The following is a 14673-nucleotide window of genomic DNA, read 5'->3' as shown; positions in this document are numbered from 1 at the left end:
GCCCGCCTCGCCCGGTACGGTCTCGCGCGTGTTCCCACTGCGGGGAGCCCGAAGGGCTCCGCGCGCGACCAGCCCCGGCAGTTCCCACGCTGAGAGTAGGTTTCCTCCATGGCATGTCGTATCAGTGAGCTCGTGCTCGGTTGCCGCGAGCCCGAAGTGCTGGCGCGGTTCTGGTGCGAGGTCCTGGACTTCGTCGTGCTCGATCGCGAAGAGGACGGCACCCTTGAGATCGGGCCGCGCGAAGGGTTCGGCGGCCCGCAGCCGACGATCATCCTCAGCCGCAGGGACGACCCGGAGCAGGGGAAGCCCCGCCTGCACATCGACGTCAACGCCACCGACCGCGATCAGGACGCCGAGCTCGAACGCCTCCTGAAGCTCGGGGCGCGCCCGGCCGACATCGGCCAGACCGGCGAGGAGCCCTGGCACGTTCTCGCCGACCCCGAGGGCAATGAGTTCTGCCTGCTCAAGGCCCGCATCAAGCCGCTCTGACGACTCTGTGTCCTGGGTGCGGCCCCAGGGCGCGTCGCCGGTTCGGGCCCGACGTGAGAGAAGTCGGGATCGGTGTGAGACTGGGTACGGAAGGGGTGATCCCGTGCCGGACCCACCGCATGCGGCCGCCGGCCCCGACACCGCCGTCGACGAGAACCGGTTGGAAGAGCTGATCGTCGAGGCGCAGACAACCCTGCCGTTCGAACTGCCCGGCCTGGCGAGCCGGTGCGCCTCGGCCCTTGGTCTGGGCACCGCGCTGATCTACCTCGTCGACCTGCAACAAGAGCTGCTCGTCCCGCTCGACGAGACGATGGAGCCGCTGCTGGTGGAACGCTCGCTGGCCGGCTGGGCGTACCGCACGGTCACTCCGCGAGTGGCCGACGTCGGCGACGACGTGATCGTCTGGATGCCGCTGGTCGACGGTGCGGAGCGGCTGGGCGTGCTGGCGGTGCGCACCGCCTCGCTCGACGGGGTGCGCATGCGCCGCAGCCGCATGCTGGCCTATCTGTTCGCCATGCTGATCACTTCCAAGCGCGCGTACAGCGACTGGCTCGCCGCCCGCGCCCGCACCTCGACCATGCGGCTGCCCACGGAGATGCTGCGGGCCTTCCTGCCGTCCCACAACATCGGCAGCAGCAGGTGCGTATCGACGGCGGTCCTGGAACCGGCGTACGACGTCGCCGGTGACGCCTTCGACCACTCGGTCGTCAAGGACATACTGCACACCATGATCCTCGACTCCATGGGTCACGATCTGAACTCCGGCCTGACCACGTCGGTCGCCATGGCGGCGGCGCGGAACGCCCGCCGCGGCGGTGGCGACCTGGCCGACGTCGTCGGCTCCGTCGACCAGGCGCTCGCCGAGTGGCTGCCCGACCACTTCTGCACCGGCGTCCTGTGCCGGCTCGACGCGGTCACCGGGGTGCTGCGCTGGGTCAACTGCGGTCACCCGCCGCCGCTGCTGATCCGTGCCGAGCGGGTGCTCGACGGGGTGCTGGACAGTCCCCCGCAGCCGCCGATCGGCCTGGCGGGCCAACTCACCCCGGCGGCCCGCAAGGTCCACGAGACGGCGCTGGAACCGGGCGACTGCGTCCTGCTCTACACCGACGGTGTCGTGGAAGCGCGCGACGCGGACGGGGCGGAGTTCGGCCTCGACCGGTTCACCGACTTCATCATCCGCTCCTCCGCTGCCGGCCAGCGCCCGGCCGAGGTCCTGCGGCTGCTCATCCACGCCATCCTCGACTACCAGCGCAACCAACTGCGGGACGACGCGACCATCCTGCTCTTCGAATGGCGCCCGCAGTACCAGTGACGCGGCAGGGCGCCGAGCCCCACCGAGCGTCCGCCGTCTTGAAGTCGATCAGCCTTTCAGGCTGTAGAAGTGGATCGGTGTGTTCGGCTTGAACCCGATGCGCGGGTACACGGGGGCTCCGGCGGCGGTGGCGTGCAGCGTGGCGCGGGTCAGCCCGGTGGCCCGCGCACCTTCGTACAGCGCCTTGCGCGTGACCGCCTCGCCATAGCCCTTGCGCTGCCACTGCGGGTCCGTGGCGACGAATGCGACGAACAGGCGGCCTTGTGCCTCGATCGTGGCGGCGCAGGCCACCGGTTCGTCTCCCCGCACGGCGAGGTAGGCGTGGATCTCGTTCTTCCAGAGCGCGGATCCGACCAGGCCGTCGCGGCCCTCCTCCAAGGGGAACCCGTAGGCGCGCGATTGGATATCGGCGTAGGCGCGCAACTGCTCGTCGGTGCTCACGCGGGCGAACGTCAGGTCGGGGTGGACCGGCTCGGGGACGGGGAGCACGTCTCCGGCCATGCCCGTACCGGGGAAGGCGTACTGGAGGCCGGCCTGCTCGGCTGTCGTCTCCAGCGCGGAGCGGGCCTCGTTGTCGAGAAGGTCTTCGAAGAGCCACACGAAGCCTGGGTGCTTCTTTGTCCGCATGATGTCCGCGGCCTGGTTCAGACGGTGCCTGAGGAGCTCTGCTCCCGCTCCGGCCTCGGTCAAGGTGATGCAGTTCCAGAACCCGAACCGGCTGTCGGCCCAGCGAACAGTGAGGCCCGGAAGCTCGCGCACGTCCGCGTCTGCGTCGCGGTCGAGCACCATGGTCCGCCAGACCATGGTGAGCTGCTGTAGCGATTCGATGGACTCGGCGGAAACGGTCACGGTGCCTCCATGATGTGGTGTGCCTGGTCGTGGGCGTTCGCCGTACTGGAGCGGGGCACGCCGTAGGAACGGTGTCCGACGCGCCACCAGAGGGCGGCCATGACGAGGGCCACCAGCAAGGCGACGGGCGTGTAGTTGAAGGTCGCGGCGGTGACCGGTCCGGACTGCGGCAGCAGGAACAGCACGGTTGCCCCGGCTGCCCAGAGCACTGCCACCCAGCCGATCGGCCGGCTCCAGCGGCCCAGGTGCCAGGGCCCGGGGGTGAACCGGTCCCGGTGGCGCAGGCGCAGCAGTACCGGGATGGCGTAGGCCGGGGTGAAGCCCACGACGGAGATCGCGGTCACCGCCGAGAACGCCGTGGCGGAATACAGGGACGGCAGGGCAAGCACGAAGGCGACACCGGCCGCGAGCCAGACGGCGTTGGCCGGGATGGCCGTCCGGCGACCGACCTTCCGCCAGCGCGCCGAGCCGGGCAGGGCGCCGTCCCGGGCGAAGGCGTAGATCATGCGGCTGGTGGCGGCGGTTACGGTGTAGCCGCACAGGAACTGCGCAACAATGATCACCAGCAGGAGCGTCTTCGCCGTCGCCACGCCGAGAGCGTCCAGGAAGATCTGCGCCACCGGCACCCCGGTCCGGCTGCCCAGTGTCGTGGCGTAGTCCTGGACGGCGAACAGCAAGGCGCCCAACAGGATTCCGCCGGCGATCCAGGACACCGCCACCGAGCGGACGATCCCGCGCGCCGCGGCCACGGAGGCGCCACTGGTCTCCTCGCTCAGGTGGGCCGAGGTGTCGTAGCCGGCCAGGGCGAAGCACGGCAGCAGCGTGCCCAGCAGGACGACGTACACGGGGCTCGACCAGCCGGTGTTGTTGGTGAACTCGGAGAACACGAAGCCGGCCGGCTGGTGGTGGGAGGGGACGAGGGTCAGGGCGCCGGTGATGACGACGGCCCCGGCCAGGTGCCACCACGCGCTCAGGGAGGTCAGGACGTTCATCAGCCGGGTGCCGAGGAGATTCAAGGCCGCGTGCAGCGCGAGGACGACCGCGTACAGGATCAGCAGGGATCCTGGCGTCGGCACGTGGCCGAACTGGAGGTTCGCCCAGGCGGCGGTGAAGGTCGCGATGCCGTAGCCCTGGGCCGCGATCCCGCCGAGCAGACCGAGAAGGTTGAGCCAGCCGGTGTACCAGCTCCACCGCTCACCGCCGAGCTGGCGGGCCATGTAGTACAGGCCACCGCTGGTGGGGTAGCGGGAGGTGATCTCGGCCAGCGCCGCGGCCAGGCACAGCACCGGCGGCCCCACGGCCAGCCACCCCCACACCACCACTGCGGGTCCACCGCTGTTCAGGCCGTAGCCGAGAAGGAGCAGTGTCCCGGACATGATGGAGATGGCCGACAGGGACGCGGAGAAGGTGCCGAACGCTCCCATGCGCCGGTGCAGTTGCTGGGTGTAGCCGAGCTCTTCGAGTGTGCGTTCGTCGTCGTCCAGCGGCTCGGACCGCTGCCGTCGTGCACGCGCTGATCCAGGCATCGGGATCCTCCGCACAGAGGAGAGCGGAAACGGACAGGGCCAGGGGGAACGGGGACACGGGTGCCGTGACGCGGCTGCCGCGCGGCAGCCGCTGACGACGTGGGGCACCGTAGCAGTGCAGCACACGGTCAAAGAAGCGAATCACCTTGCTCTCCACGCAGTTGGGAGCGTCCACGGGGCGGTGATCGCCGGGTCCGGGCCACCACCCGGGAAAAGACTGGGCAATGAACTACCGGCGAGTATTGTTACCAGGCGGTACTAGTGGTATTAGCAGTCTCCTCGCTTCTTCCTTGAGGGACCTCCGCGGACCTGGTTATACAGAGAGCTCCCCTCTGGAAATGGATGACGTGAGCTCCGTGCCTGAAACAAGCCGATCACCCGTGTCCCTGTCCGCCTTGCTCGCTCGCCGCAGCCGCGAGACGCCGGACGCCCTCGCCTACGTTTACCTGCGCAATGGAGAAGACCCCGCAGAACGGGTGACCTATCGCGAACTGCACCGGCAATCCTTGGTCCGGGCTGCCCACCTCCAGGAGCGGGGAGCACGGGGACGCAGTGCCGTTCTTCTGTATCCGACCGGAATCGAATTCGTGCGCACGTGGCTGGGCTGCGCGGCAGCCGGGGTCATGGGGGCTCCCGTGCAGGTGCCGCGGAACAGCCAGGGACTGCGCAGGCTGCACTCCGTCGCCCGGGACTCGGGCACCGGCCTGGTGCTCACCACCGCAGAGGTCCGCGACCGTCTCCTCGCCGACTTCCCGTCGGCTCCCGAACTGCGCGGCCTTGAGTTCCTGGCCACCGACGAGCTGCCGGAGCTTCCGGATCTGCCGGATCTGCCGGATGCCGGGGGCCGAGCCCCTGAGCCCGGCCTCGATGACGTCGCTCTGCTCCAGTACACGTCGGGTTCCACCGGAACGCCCAAGGGCGTCATGGTGACCCATCGCAATTTCTGGCACAACGCCGCCGAAACCGACGCGCTGTGGCCCTGTGAGGGCGGCACCGCGGTCTCCTGGCTGCCGCTCTTCCACGACATGGGACTTCTCTTCGGTGTCGCGTTGCCGCTGTGGGCCGGAATTCCCTCCTATTTGATGGGCCCGGAGGCATTCATACGCCGCCCGGCCCGCTGGCTGGAGGCCATCTCACGGTTTCGCGGCACGCATGCCGCCGCCCCCAATTTCGCCTACGACCTCTGCGTCCGCGAAGCGCGGCCGGCCGCGGGCACCGACCTCTCTTCTTGGCGGGCCGCCGTCAACGGGGCCGAACCCGTCCGGCTGCACACCGTCCGTACGTTCACCCGCGAGTTCGCGGAGTACGGCCTCGACCCCCGGGCCGTCTCCCCCGGCTACGGCCTGGCCGAACACACGCTGAAGATCTGCGGCAGCCCGCCGGACCGGGAGCCCTCCGCCCTGACGCTTTCGGCACAGGCGCTGGGGGCGGGCCGGGTGACCGTGACCGCGGAGTCCGGAGCCCTGCCCGTGGTCAGCTGCGGCCGCACGGTGGGTGAGACCCGGGTGCGCATCGTGGATCCGCTGACCCTGCAGGCAGTCGGGCCGGACCGGGTCGGCGAGATCTGGGCCTCCGGACCGTGCGTGGCCCGCGGCTACATCGGTCGCGAGCAGGAAAGCACCGAGACGTTCCAGGCCCGCATCAAGGGCGAGGAGGAAGCCGGGGAGTTCCTCCGGACGGGAGACGTCGGTTTCATGCGCGACGGCGAGGTGTACATCACCGGCCGGCTGAAGGATCTGCTCGTCGTCAAGGGACGCAATCACTACCCCCAGGACCTCGAGTACTCGGCGGAGCGCAGTCATCCCGCGCTGCGCCCGGCTTCCGCCGCGGCCTTCTCCGTGGACACGGGGGACAAGGAAGCCCTCGTGGTGGTGATCGAGGCCGACGGCCGTGCGCTGCGCACGGCGGGCAGCGAGGCCCTGGCCACGGCCGTCCGCCGGCGCATCCGGGAGGACCACCGCCTGGATGCCGAGGACGTCGTCGTCATCAGACGGGGCACACTTCCCCGGACCACGAGCGGCAAGGTCCGTCGCAGCACCTGCCGTCAGCAGTACGCCGAGGGGAACCTCGCCCGGGTGGAGGGAGCATGACCATGGCGAGCGCAGGAGGCCGGGCCGCGACGGGCCCGGGTGCGAGGATCATGAGCGTCGGCGCGTACCGCCCGTCACGCGTCGTGCACAACGACGAGCTGTGCGAGCGGCTGGACTCCTCGGACGACTGGATCCGCAGACGCTCCGGCATCGTCAGCCGCCGGTGGGCCGGCGACGAGGAAACCGTGATCGCCATGGCCGCGGCGGCCGCCGGCAAGGCCCTGGCCCATGCGGGCGTCACCCCCGCGGAGGTGGACGTCGTCCTGCTCGCCTCGATGTCCTATCTGCAGCAGAGTCCCGCCGCGGCCCCACAGGTGGCCGCGGCCGTCGGCGCCCGTGCAGCGGCGGCGTTCGACATCCACGCGGCCTGCGCCGGCTTCTGCTACGGGCTTGCCGTGGCCGACGGGCTGGTACGCGCCGGTACCGCCCGCCACGTGCTGGTGGTCGGGGCGGAGCGCATGACCGACATCGTCGATCCCGACGACCGGGGCACGGCCTTCCTGTTCGCCGACGGTGCGGGTGCCGTGCTCGTCGGCCCGTCGGAGACTCCCGGCATCCTTTCGGTGAGCTGGGGATCCGACGGTGATCAGCACGGACTGATCTCCCATCAGGCTCCGTGGACGTCGACCCGGGGGGCAGCCGCCGAGTGGCCCTACATGCGGATGTCCGGTTCCGAGGTCTTCCGCTGGGCGATCAAAGAGGTCCCGCGCACGGCACGCCGAGCGCTCTGGGCCGCGGGTGTACGGCCGGAAGACCTGTCGGCGTTCATCCCGCACCAGGCCAACGCACGGATCACCGAGGCGGTGGTGAAGGCGTTGGGGCTTCCGGCGGACGTGGTCGTCGCGGATGACATCGAGACGGCGGGCAACACCTCCGCCGCCTCCGTCCCCCTCGCCATGGAGGCGCTGTCGGCACAGGGGAGGCTGATGCCGGGTGGTCTGGCCCTGCTCGCCGGCTTCGGCGCCGGACTGACACATGCCGCCCTCGTGGTCACCCTGCCGTGACGCCTCGCGTACTGTGGTCCGCCCACGGCACTGACGTCGGCAGCACACAGTCATTGATCACTTTGGTATCGCTCATACACCAACCTGTGAATCACCTGTCACAAACAGGCAGCAAGATGACACCCTGTGATCGATCCCCAGCAGCACCAGGCTCCGCAGCAGCCGTATGCTCCGCAGCACCCGTACCAGCACCCGTATCAGCAGCCTCACCAACAGGCGCAGCCGTATCAGCAAGGGCACCCGTACCAGCAGACGCAGGCATACCAGCATCCGTCCTCGCAGCCGCCTGCGTACTACCAGCGCCCCCCTCAGCCTCCCGCCGTTCCCCGGGAGGTCGGCGATCTGCGCCGCATCACCTTCGCCGGGATCGACGGGGCGATCACGTTCTTCGGCGGTTTCGGCCTCGCCGTGCGACTGTCGGAGGGCAAGGGCACGGGTGCCTACTGGACCTACGCCGTCATCTGCTTCTTCGCCATTTCCTTCGTCCACCATGTGCTCGGGGCCGTGCTGTTCCGTACCACGGTGGGCAAGTTCCTGCTCATGACGCGCGTGGTGCGCGCGGACGACGCGGGACGTCCGCGCTTCTGGCAGGCCGTGCGCCGCTGGCTCCTCGGTCTGACCTGGCTCCCGATGCAACCGATATGGTCGATCTTCGGAGACGACGGCGAGCCGTACGAGGATGGTTGCGGGCTGCGGTACGTGTGCAGCAAGGACCTGCGCCGCTAGTCAGTGGTGGAGTTCGGCCGCGCCGACGGCGGAGTCGGGCCCTAAGCCGTCGGCATGGCGGACTCCCGGGTCGCATAGATGTCCCGGAGCCGGGCGGACAAGGCTTCATACGCGGCGTTGGCCCGCGCGCCCAGGGCACCGGAGTCGACCGGCTCGTCGAGCAGGACGCCCGCCGCGGCCAACGTCAGGGCCTTCTCCGCGGCGTCGGCCAGCGCCCGGACGTCGTCGGCCAGGATGAAGCCGATCTGTGACCGCAAGGCGTCCAGAGCGGCGTCCGCCGCGTCGGACGCGTCCTGCATCGGCTGCCGGTGGGACTCCGGCGGCGCGGCGGGGTCCTCCCGCAGACGCGACCGGTAGTGCCGCCGGGCGGAACCGAAGGCGTGGAGCGACGTCATGGCGTTCCGCAGCAGGGTGTTCACCTCGACGAGCTGGGCCAGCTCGAACGTCTCACGGCGTTCCGCGGCCACCTTGTACCGCTCGGCCGCCCTGGCATGCGCTTCCCGCCTGGTCTGGGAGCGGTTGTTGAGGAAACCCATCGTCAGAACCGTGGCCTGGCCGATCAGGATCGACGCGACCGTCGTGAACCATCCCCAGCCCCCCGAAACCATGCCGGCAGTCTAGATATCCGGCGTGGGTCGGGAAAAGCACCGACCGCGCCCCTCCGGGGCATCACGGCCCGGAGGAGCGCCTGCCACGGCCCGCCGCGCGCCTCGGCCGCGCCACTGCCCCCGCCGGTCCGGCGGCATGCGCGGCGCCGGCCGGCCAGGGTCCGTCTTCAAAGATTGTTGAACAGACTCGATCGGTGGAGGGCCACACCCCGAGTTTGCTGGCCTTCCTGATGGTTGCCGGGTGTGATCAGATAGTCCGATCGGCCGCGCTCGCACGACCGTGAAAGTGCTCGATCCCGTACCAGGGCGGCGGTCCGCCGAGCTGCCAGTCAAAGTCGCCGTGGGAAGGGTCGAGCGAGCGGCGCGCGGCATTGACGAAGTTCATCTGTGCTTCCACAAGTCCGCTGTGCACCTTCTTGAGCTCTTCCAGACTCTTGGGTCGCCCGTCGAGAATGAGGGTGAACCGCTCGATGAGTTCGGCGATGCGTGCGGCGGCCGACCCTACGTCCCTGTCTGCGAGGAGGCTGACTGACACCAGGGCCCCGTTGAACTGTTCCCAGCGGGGGTTGGGTGTGCGGTCGTCCAAATATGCTTGCCGTAGTTCGATCTCGACTGCTGTGAACTCTCGCAGAAAAGTCTCGTACGCGACTGTTTTCTTGTCGCGTATCCACTGGCGGTCCTGGTTGCGTCGGCCGACGGCGGCCCCCATGTAGACGCCCAGGACGGTAGTACCGGCACCGATGGCGGTGGGTACGAGGGCTTCCCAGAAGGGTGCCATGTTTCTCCCTGCTCAGCGATACGGGTGAGGGGTTACGTCGACGCACCCGAACATGATCCCGCACTTCAGCGATCTTTGAAGACGGACCCTAGTACTTCAAGTACAGCAGCCACCTGTGGGGATTCGGCCCGTGCGGAGGCGTTGCGGCTGCTTCGCACTTCCACTGCTGGCCGGAGGCTCTTCCATCTGCAGCGCACCGGTCGGGAGTTTTGTAGAGACCGGCGAAATACCAGCCTTGCCTGGCGCTCGGATGGGTGTCTGAAAGAGGTTCTGCAGCAGCTGAACCTGCCGTGGCGATGCCGGCTCCGGACAACAGTGTGGCGGCTATTCCCGCAGCCAGAAGATGGTGCTTGATTCGTGACACCTTCATCCCTCAATCGATCGGTTCAGGGCATGACGCCCCTGCGTAGCGGTTCGGTCGGAACCGGATTTCAACGGCCCTTCAGGCCGCCTCCTGAATTCCATGGTGAAGGGAGACGATGACCTTCACAAGGATTCATTGATGCGGGTGAGCAAGCGATTGATACCGTTACCTGCATCGTCGACGAAGCAGCTGTCACGGGGTGTTCCACCAGCTCTTGTCGCTGGTGGGGTGGCGCACCTCGCCCGCGGTGCGCAGGTGCGATCGGAGCGCACCCAGAAGTGAGGTCAGGGCCTGGGAGGCAGGGCGGGAGGCCGGCCAGGCGAACAGCGCCGTGCACGGGGGCAGGTCGGTGACTGCGATGAATCGGACGCCGGGGCGGGGCATGAGGTCCCGGCCGCTTTCGGAGATGAAACGGATGCCGTGCCCCAGGCCGACGAGGGAGATGCAGGCTTCCAAGGTGGCGCCGGTCTGTTCTGTGTAGCGCACCGGAGTACCGTCGGGGCGTGGGTCGACGGCCCAGAAGTCGCGCCATTCCGTGCTCGCTTGAGGCGGGAAGCCGACGACGGGAAGGCCGGCCAGCTCCGCGAGGGTCACTGCCTCGCGGTCCGCCAGCGGATGGTTGTCGGGCAGGCAGACCAAGCGTGGTTCGGTCCCCAGCGGAAGCGTCCGGATGCCTTCGGGCATGGGTCCGTAGCAGATGACTGCGTCGGCATCGCCGTTCAGCAGTGCGCTCACCTGATCGACGGGTCCCACGGCGCGTAACTCGACCTCGGGGCACGAATGTTCTCTACGCAACCGGTCGAGAAGTATCCGCAGGGCGGGGAGGCCGGAGACGTAGGAACCGAGCACCACCCGGTCCTGACCCGGGCGCGCCTGCGCCTTCACGGCACCATGCAGGCCGTCGACGGCGTCCACGACGGCCCGCACGTGTGGCAGCAGAGCCTCCCCGGCCGGTGTGAGCTCCACCCGGCGCGTGGACCGCTTCAAGAGGGCCACTCCCAGGCGCTCCTCAAGGGTGCGGATCTGCCGGCTGAAGGCGGGCTGACTGATGAACAGCCTCTTGGCCGCACGTCCGAAGTGAAGTTCCTCCGCCAGCACCAGGAGCAGTCGCAACTGATGGGTGCTCGGATCCGCGGTCATGGGCCCTCCCCCTGGGGGCGGTCGGACGCCGGCCCCCGACTCAAGCAGATGATCAGGTATGCGGAGCGCACGGCCCGGTAGGCTCGCCCGCTATGGATCAGCAGCACGTGTACCCGGCACCACCAGCCACCGCACCGCCCACGGACGTCCCCGCAGCGACGGACGGAAGGGCCGGCCTGCGCCGGCCCCGGCGTCGCATACCCAAGCCGCAGCTCAGCAGGGTCTTCGACGACAAGGGTCTGCTGGTCGGCCTCCTGCTGCTCCCCTTGCTGGCGGTCGTAGCGTTCTTCGCCCAGTTCCTGGAGCTGCTCTACTACCTCTGCCTGCTGGTCTACGGGATCGTCATGAGCCCTTACTGGTGCATCCGCGCGCTGTGGCGGGCCTTCGGGCCGGCCGTGACGCCGGAGGAGCTGGGCCGCCGGGCGGAAGCACGAGAGACGGTGAAGACGACCGCCGGCTGCCTGGCCTGGATTGCGGGCCTTGTCATCGTGGTGCTCGGCGCGATGGTGGCGATCGGGCTGAACATGGACAGGTAAGACCCCGGAACGGATTCCTCCCGGTGTCAGTGCACGTTTCTCATCTCCCTTCGGGGATCTTTGTGAGTGGCTAGCCTGGGGGTGTGTCCGGGGTCGTCGGGCGAGCGTGTCAGCGGTTCTGTCCGGTGTGCGGATCGCTGCTGGAGGCGGGGCCGCGCCGGGGGGCGGTGTACTGCTCGGCGGCTTGTCGGGCCAGGCACGCCGCTGTCCGCCGCCTGATCCGCATGGCCGAGCACTACACCCACATCGCCAACACCGACCCCCGGCTCAACGACGCCCTCAACGCCGTCTGGGTCACCGGTCCGGGTTCCGCAGAACCCGGCTTCGTCCTCTCCGGCGGCGAACCGATGTCCCGAGAACGGGCCATGGCTCTGTCCATCGACCCCACCCGCCGCTCGACGCCAGCCGAGGGCGGCTTCTGCACCTTCCAGCCCGTCGTCAGCGGCGACTCCCGCCCCTGAAACCTGGACTGTCACAACTGCGACAAGCTTGCACTTTCCGGCGCCGACCTCGTCTACTGGCACCGCAAACGCGAGCAGTGGCGCATGCTCGCCGAACGAGCCCCCGACGACGCCACCCGCGACTACCTGCACGATGTCTTCGAACCCACCGCTCGCGCGATCGCCGGCCTGGAGAAAGCGCTCGCCGCCGTCGGCCTCCTCGACGAGGCCCTGGCCCTCGATCTGCGTCGGCCGCAGGACTACTTCGGCCGCATCTGGGCCACCGCCTTCCGGGCCCAGGAACTTGCCCGCCACGAGATCAGCGAAGACGTCGCATGAGGCCCGAGAACACTGCAGCCGCTATTGCCGCCCGTCGTCAGCAGTCCGAACAGAACGTCGCGGCGGTCGAGAAGGCCATCGGCCATCTCCGGCGAGAACGCAGCCGGCTGACCGTCCGCGCGATCGCTGAGCGGGCGGGTGTCTCGACCACGTTCCTCTACGAGAACACCGACGCCCGGGCCCTGGTGAAGAACGCGGTCGCCGACTGCCGCGGCCGCCACGACCGCCAGGGCCAGAGAACCTCGACATCACCATCAAGACGGTGCGGCGGCCGCGGACGCCAAGGGCTTCGTCGTTCTCCCGCGACGCTGGGTGGTCGAGCGCTCATGGTCGTGGATCATGCGAGCCCGTCGGCACTGCCGCGACCACGAACGCCTCCCGCAGCTGCCGGAGTCGCTGATCACCTGGGCCGCCATCACGTTGATGACGCGACGGCTCACCCGCCGCAAGGCATGTCCCGCCGAACGCCGCGACCTCGCCCACGGCTATGTGATGCCACAAGCCGCGTGATTAGCCCCCCGGCACCACCGACGCCTGGCCCGCAGGCCCGCCAGCACTGTAAAGCGTGCTTGACACCCGCCGAGGGGTGACAAGTAAGCTTTACATGTGCGAAACAGCGTCAGGGAACTGCGGTCATCACGAGGGCTCTCCCAGGGTCAGCTAGGCACGGCCCTCGGGGTCTCACGGCAAACGATCAACGCCATCGAAACCGAGCGGTACACGCCTTCCCTGCCGCTCGCCATGTCTATGGCCAAGTTCTTCAAGGTCAGCGTTGAGGAGATGTTTCATGTCGATGAGAGCCCAGCAGATGACCAGTAACACAGCCGGGTGGTCCGTCCCCGGCTTCTTCCTCGCCGTCGGATTAGGCTGCCTCGTAGCCGCGACTTTCGGCGGCCGCCTCGCTATCGGCCTGGTGACGTTCGGGATCCTGGCGGCCTGCAGCCTTGCCTTGGTGCTGCTGGGACGCCGGAGCGAGACCTATCAGGGCCTCACCGAGAAGGTTCCCGACGAGCGCTTCGCCCGGATCGGAGGGCGAGCCTGGGCCGGCACGGGCGTGGTGCTTACCGTAGGGAATCTCTGCGCCTTCATCGGTGAACTGGCATCCGGACGAAGCGGCGATCCTTACTTCTGGTTCGTGGCCACCGCCGCCATCGCCTACATCGCGTTCGTCGCCTTCTGGTCTCGGAACACCTGAGAAGCCATCGCCTCCAACGGCTCGCCACCGTATGCCCGACCAGGCAACGCGATCAACCTGCAACGACCGCTCCCCGAACGGCCAGTGGCGACAACCCGGCAATCTTCAGCCCTGCCATCGCCACTTACCGTGCCATTTACTTGTTCCTGGCTCAGCCACAGAGTCGCTTCTGGCGTGTGCGCATCACCAACAGCCTCTCACTGAGCGTTTGCGCCTGTTTCAGGGCAATGTGCGGTGGTTTTCCGGTCTCGATGTTCGGATGCCCGAGGGGATGGCGGGCCGTTGAGCCTGTGCTGTGGCAGGAGAGGGCTGTTTCGTTCCGGCATCTCCTGTGTCATCCCAAGGCGCCCCGGTCGGCGGTTGTTCGCCTGCTGGCCAGGTCGTCCACTGCGCAGTACATCGGGAACATGACTGTGCACCGTGGCTACCCCGGCGATCTGTCTGATGCCCGCTGGGCACTGATCGAGCCGGTGCTGACCGCCTGGCGGGCCGAGCGCCGCGGCCGCGGCCTGGACGTCGGCCGCCCACCCGAGCACGACCTGCGCTCCCTGATGAACGCCGTGCTCTACGTGGACCGCACCGGCATCCCCTGGCGCTACCTGCCGCACGACTTCCCGCACTGGCGGACCACCTACGGCTACTTCGCCGCCTGGCAGGAAGACGGCGTGTTCGAGCACCTCAGCAAGTTTCTGCGGCGTCTGGTCCGCGAGCGCGAGGGCCGCAGCACCGAACCGTCCGCCTGCGTCCTGGACTCCCAGACGGTCAAGAGACCTCCGCCAACGTGTACCTCGCAAGCCAGGGCACCGACGCCGGGAAACGGATTATCGGCCGCAAACGCCACCTGGGCACGGACACGGGCCTGCTGCTGACCGTCATGGTCACCGCCGCAAGTGTCTCCGACACCGCCGCCATCGACCACGGCGCCCGCCTGGGCATCGACGTCCACCCCGTCCAGCGACCCCGGGCACCCGCGGGTTCAAAGTCGCCAAGGCGCTGGACCATCGAGCACACCTTCGGCTGGTTCATGCACCACCGCCGCCTCGCCCGCGACTACGCAACCCACCCACACTGAGCCTCCGCCAACTTGAAGTCGCTGGTCAAAGGGGCTGGTGTGACCGGTTCTCGGAGTACTCGCGCTGGTCGTGGGCGGTTGTCTGAGGCGTAGATCATCCGTCAGCGGTCGGATTGCCAGTTGCTGAGGTATGTGTTGCCATCCCAACCAGGCACAGGGAAACGTGCTGGGGCGGCGAGGTACGGGGCCGCGTCATGCCGGCCCT

The 14673-nt window shown here is 68.5% G+C and carries 15 protein-coding genes and 3 pseudogenes; 13 read left to right on the top strand and 5 right to left on the bottom strand.

What is annotated here, in order from left to right:
• Positions 1–108: 108 nt before the first annotated feature.
• Both LE181_RS04550 and LE181_RS04545 read left to right on the top strand, forming a co-directional pair.
• Positions 109–489, top strand: coding sequence for a VOC family protein (locus LE181_RS04550; protein ID WP_225659748.1), 381 nt, complete (start codon positions 109–111; stop codon positions 487–489).
• 103 nt (positions 490–592) lie between these two features.
• Positions 593–1801 carry a PP2C family protein-serine/threonine phosphatase gene (locus LE181_RS04545; protein WP_225659746.1) on the top strand — a complete coding sequence of 403 codons (1209 nt, stop codon included), beginning with the start codon at positions 593–595 and terminating at the stop codon, positions 1799–1801.
• A 48-nt stretch (positions 1802–1849) separates the two neighbouring features.
• On the opposite strand, the gene LE181_RS04540 is transcribed toward LE181_RS04545, so the two are convergent.
• Together LE181_RS04540 and LE181_RS04535 are read right to left on the bottom strand one after the other, a co-directional pair.
• Positions 1850–2650 (bottom strand): GNAT family N-acetyltransferase, encoded by an 801-nt coding sequence (locus LE181_RS04540; protein ID WP_225659744.1) that lies wholly within the window; start codon positions 2648–2650, stop codon positions 1850–1852.
• Positions 2647–4176, bottom strand: a complete 1530-nt coding sequence (locus tag LE181_RS04535; RefSeq protein ID WP_225659742.1) for an amino acid permease — start codon at positions 4174–4176, stop codon at positions 2647–2649. Before LE181_RS04535 ends, LE181_RS04540 begins: the two co-directional genes overlap by 4 nt.
• Before the next feature lie 338 nt (positions 4177–4514).
• Here LE181_RS04535 and LE181_RS04530 point away from each other — a divergent pair, with 338 nt between their 5' ends.
• From LE181_RS04530 to LE181_RS32405, 3 genes are all read left to right on the top strand, one after another.
• Positions 4515–6266 (top strand): fatty acyl-AMP ligase, encoded by a 1752-nt coding sequence (locus LE181_RS04530; RefSeq protein ID WP_225659741.1) that lies wholly within the window; start codon positions 4515–4517, stop codon positions 6264–6266.
• Between the two features lie 2 nt (positions 6267–6268).
• A complete protein-coding gene (locus tag LE181_RS04525) occupies positions 6269–7270 on the top strand; it encodes a beta-ketoacyl-ACP synthase 3 (protein ID WP_225659739.1) in 1002 nt (333 codons plus the stop codon).
• A gap of 126 nt (positions 7271–7396) precedes the next feature.
• Positions 7397–7996, top strand: coding sequence for an RDD family protein (locus LE181_RS32405; protein ID WP_225659737.1), 600 nt, complete (start codon positions 7397–7399; stop codon positions 7994–7996).
• Between the two features lie 41 nt (positions 7997–8037).
• Here LE181_RS32405 and LE181_RS04515 read toward each other — a convergent pair whose 3' ends face one another.
• The 3 genes from LE181_RS04515 to LE181_RS04505 all read right to left on the bottom strand — a co-directional run bounded on the left by LE181_RS04515 (position 8038) and on the right by LE181_RS04505 (position 10886).
• Complete coding sequence (locus LE181_RS04515) at positions 8038–8604, bottom strand: hypothetical protein (RefSeq protein WP_225659736.1); 567 nt, start codon at positions 8602–8604, stop codon at positions 8038–8040.
• A gap of 247 nt (positions 8605–8851) precedes the next feature.
• The gene (locus LE181_RS04510; RefSeq protein ID WP_225659735.1) at positions 8852–9382 is read right to left on the bottom strand and encodes a hypothetical protein; all 531 of its coding nucleotides are present in this window, start codon (positions 9380–9382) and stop codon (positions 8852–8854) included.
• 556 nt (positions 9383–9938) lie between these two features.
• The gene (locus tag LE181_RS04505) at positions 9939–10886 is read right to left on the bottom strand and encodes a LysR family transcriptional regulator (protein WP_225659734.1); all 948 of its coding nucleotides are present in this window, start codon (positions 10884–10886) and stop codon (positions 9939–9941) included.
• Positions 10887–10978: 92 nt separating this feature from the next.
• Between LE181_RS04505 and LE181_RS04500 the strand changes: the two genes are divergently transcribed.
• From LE181_RS04500 to LE181_RS04465, 8 genes and pseudogenes are all read left to right on the top strand, one after another.
• The gene (locus tag LE181_RS04500) at positions 10979–11422 is read left to right on the top strand and encodes a hypothetical protein (protein WP_225659732.1); all 444 of its coding nucleotides are present in this window, start codon (positions 10979–10981) and stop codon (positions 11420–11422) included.
• A 224-nt stretch (positions 11423–11646) separates the two neighbouring features.
• Positions 11647–11883, top strand: a complete 237-nt coding sequence (locus LE181_RS04495) for a hypothetical protein (RefSeq protein ID WP_225659730.1) — start codon at positions 11647–11649, stop codon at positions 11881–11883.
• 84 nt (positions 11884–11967) lie between these two features.
• Positions 11968–12201: a hypothetical protein gene (locus tag LE181_RS04490; RefSeq protein WP_225659728.1), complete on the top strand. Its 234-nt coding sequence runs from the start codon at positions 11968–11970 to the stop codon at positions 12199–12201.
• A pseudogene (locus tag LE181_RS04485) lies at positions 12198–12395 on the top strand (DUF6262 family protein); the annotation flags it as partial. The gene LE181_RS04490 and the pseudogene LE181_RS04485, both read left to right, overlap by 4 nt.
• Positions 12396–12436: 41 nt before the next feature.
• A pseudogene (locus tag LE181_RS32590) lies at positions 12437–12645 on the top strand (IS5-like element IS4811 family transposase); the annotation flags it as partial.
• 162 nt (positions 12646–12807) lie between these two features.
• A complete protein-coding gene (locus LE181_RS04475) occupies positions 12808–13020 on the top strand; it encodes a helix-turn-helix transcriptional regulator (protein ID WP_189447094.1) in 213 nt (70 codons plus the stop codon).
• Entirely contained in the window at positions 12989–13396 is a 408-nt protein-coding gene (locus LE181_RS04470) for a hypothetical protein (RefSeq protein WP_225659726.1), read from the top strand. The genes LE181_RS04475 and LE181_RS04470 overlap by 32 nt, the downstream gene beginning before the upstream one ends.
• A 407-nt stretch (positions 13397–13803) precedes the next feature.
• Positions 13804–14465, top strand: a pseudogene (locus tag LE181_RS04465) (IS5 family transposase); the annotation flags it as partial.
• Positions 14466–14673: the final 208 nt, after the last annotated feature.

It is taken from the genome of Streptomyces sichuanensis, assembly GCF_020328095.1.
Classification (GTDB): Bacteria; Actinomycetota; Actinomycetes; order Streptomycetales; family Streptomycetaceae; genus Streptomyces; species Streptomyces cinnamoneus.
Note: the sequence above shows the minus strand (reverse complement) of the source record. Positions and strands in the feature narration are given on the sequence as shown.

Excerpts from the sequence above, each read along its gene's own strand:
- LE181_RS04535 (WP_225659742.1), bottom strand. The coding sequence starts at position 4,176 with ATGCCTGGATCAGCGCGTGCACGACGGCAGCGGTCCGAGCCGCTGGAC.
- LE181_RS04505 (WP_225659734.1), bottom strand. The coding sequence starts at position 10,886 with ATGACCGCGGATCCGAGCACCCATCAGTTGCGACTGCTCCTGGTGCTG.
- LE181_RS04530 (WP_225659741.1), top strand. The coding sequence starts at position 4,515 with ATGGATGACGTGAGCTCCGTGCCTGAAACAAGCCGATCACCCGTGTCC.
- LE181_RS04490 (WP_225659728.1), top strand. The coding sequence starts at position 11,968 with ATGCTCGCCGAACGAGCCCCCGACGACGCCACCCGCGACTACCTGCAC.
- LE181_RS04525 (WP_225659739.1), top strand. The coding sequence starts at position 6,269 with ATGGCGAGCGCAGGAGGCCGGGCCGCGACGGGCCCGGGTGCGAGGATC.
- LE181_RS04515 (WP_225659736.1), bottom strand. The coding sequence starts at position 8,604 with ATGGTTTCGGGGGGCTGGGGATGGTTCACGACGGTCGCGTCGATCCTG.
- LE181_RS04495 (WP_225659730.1), top strand. The coding sequence starts at position 11,647 with ATGGCCGAGCACTACACCCACATCGCCAACACCGACCCCCGGCTCAAC.
- LE181_RS04510 (WP_225659735.1), bottom strand. The coding sequence starts at position 9,382 with ATGGCACCCTTCTGGGAAGCCCTCGTACCCACCGCCATCGGTGCCGGT.
- LE181_RS04500 (WP_225659732.1), top strand. The coding sequence starts at position 10,979 with ATGGATCAGCAGCACGTGTACCCGGCACCACCAGCCACCGCACCGCCC.
- LE181_RS04470 (WP_225659726.1), top strand. The coding sequence starts at position 12,989 with ATGTCGATGAGAGCCCAGCAGATGACCAGTAACACAGCCGGGTGGTCC.
- LE181_RS04550 (WP_225659748.1), top strand. The coding sequence starts at position 109 with ATGGCATGTCGTATCAGTGAGCTCGTGCTCGGTTGCCGCGAGCCCGAA.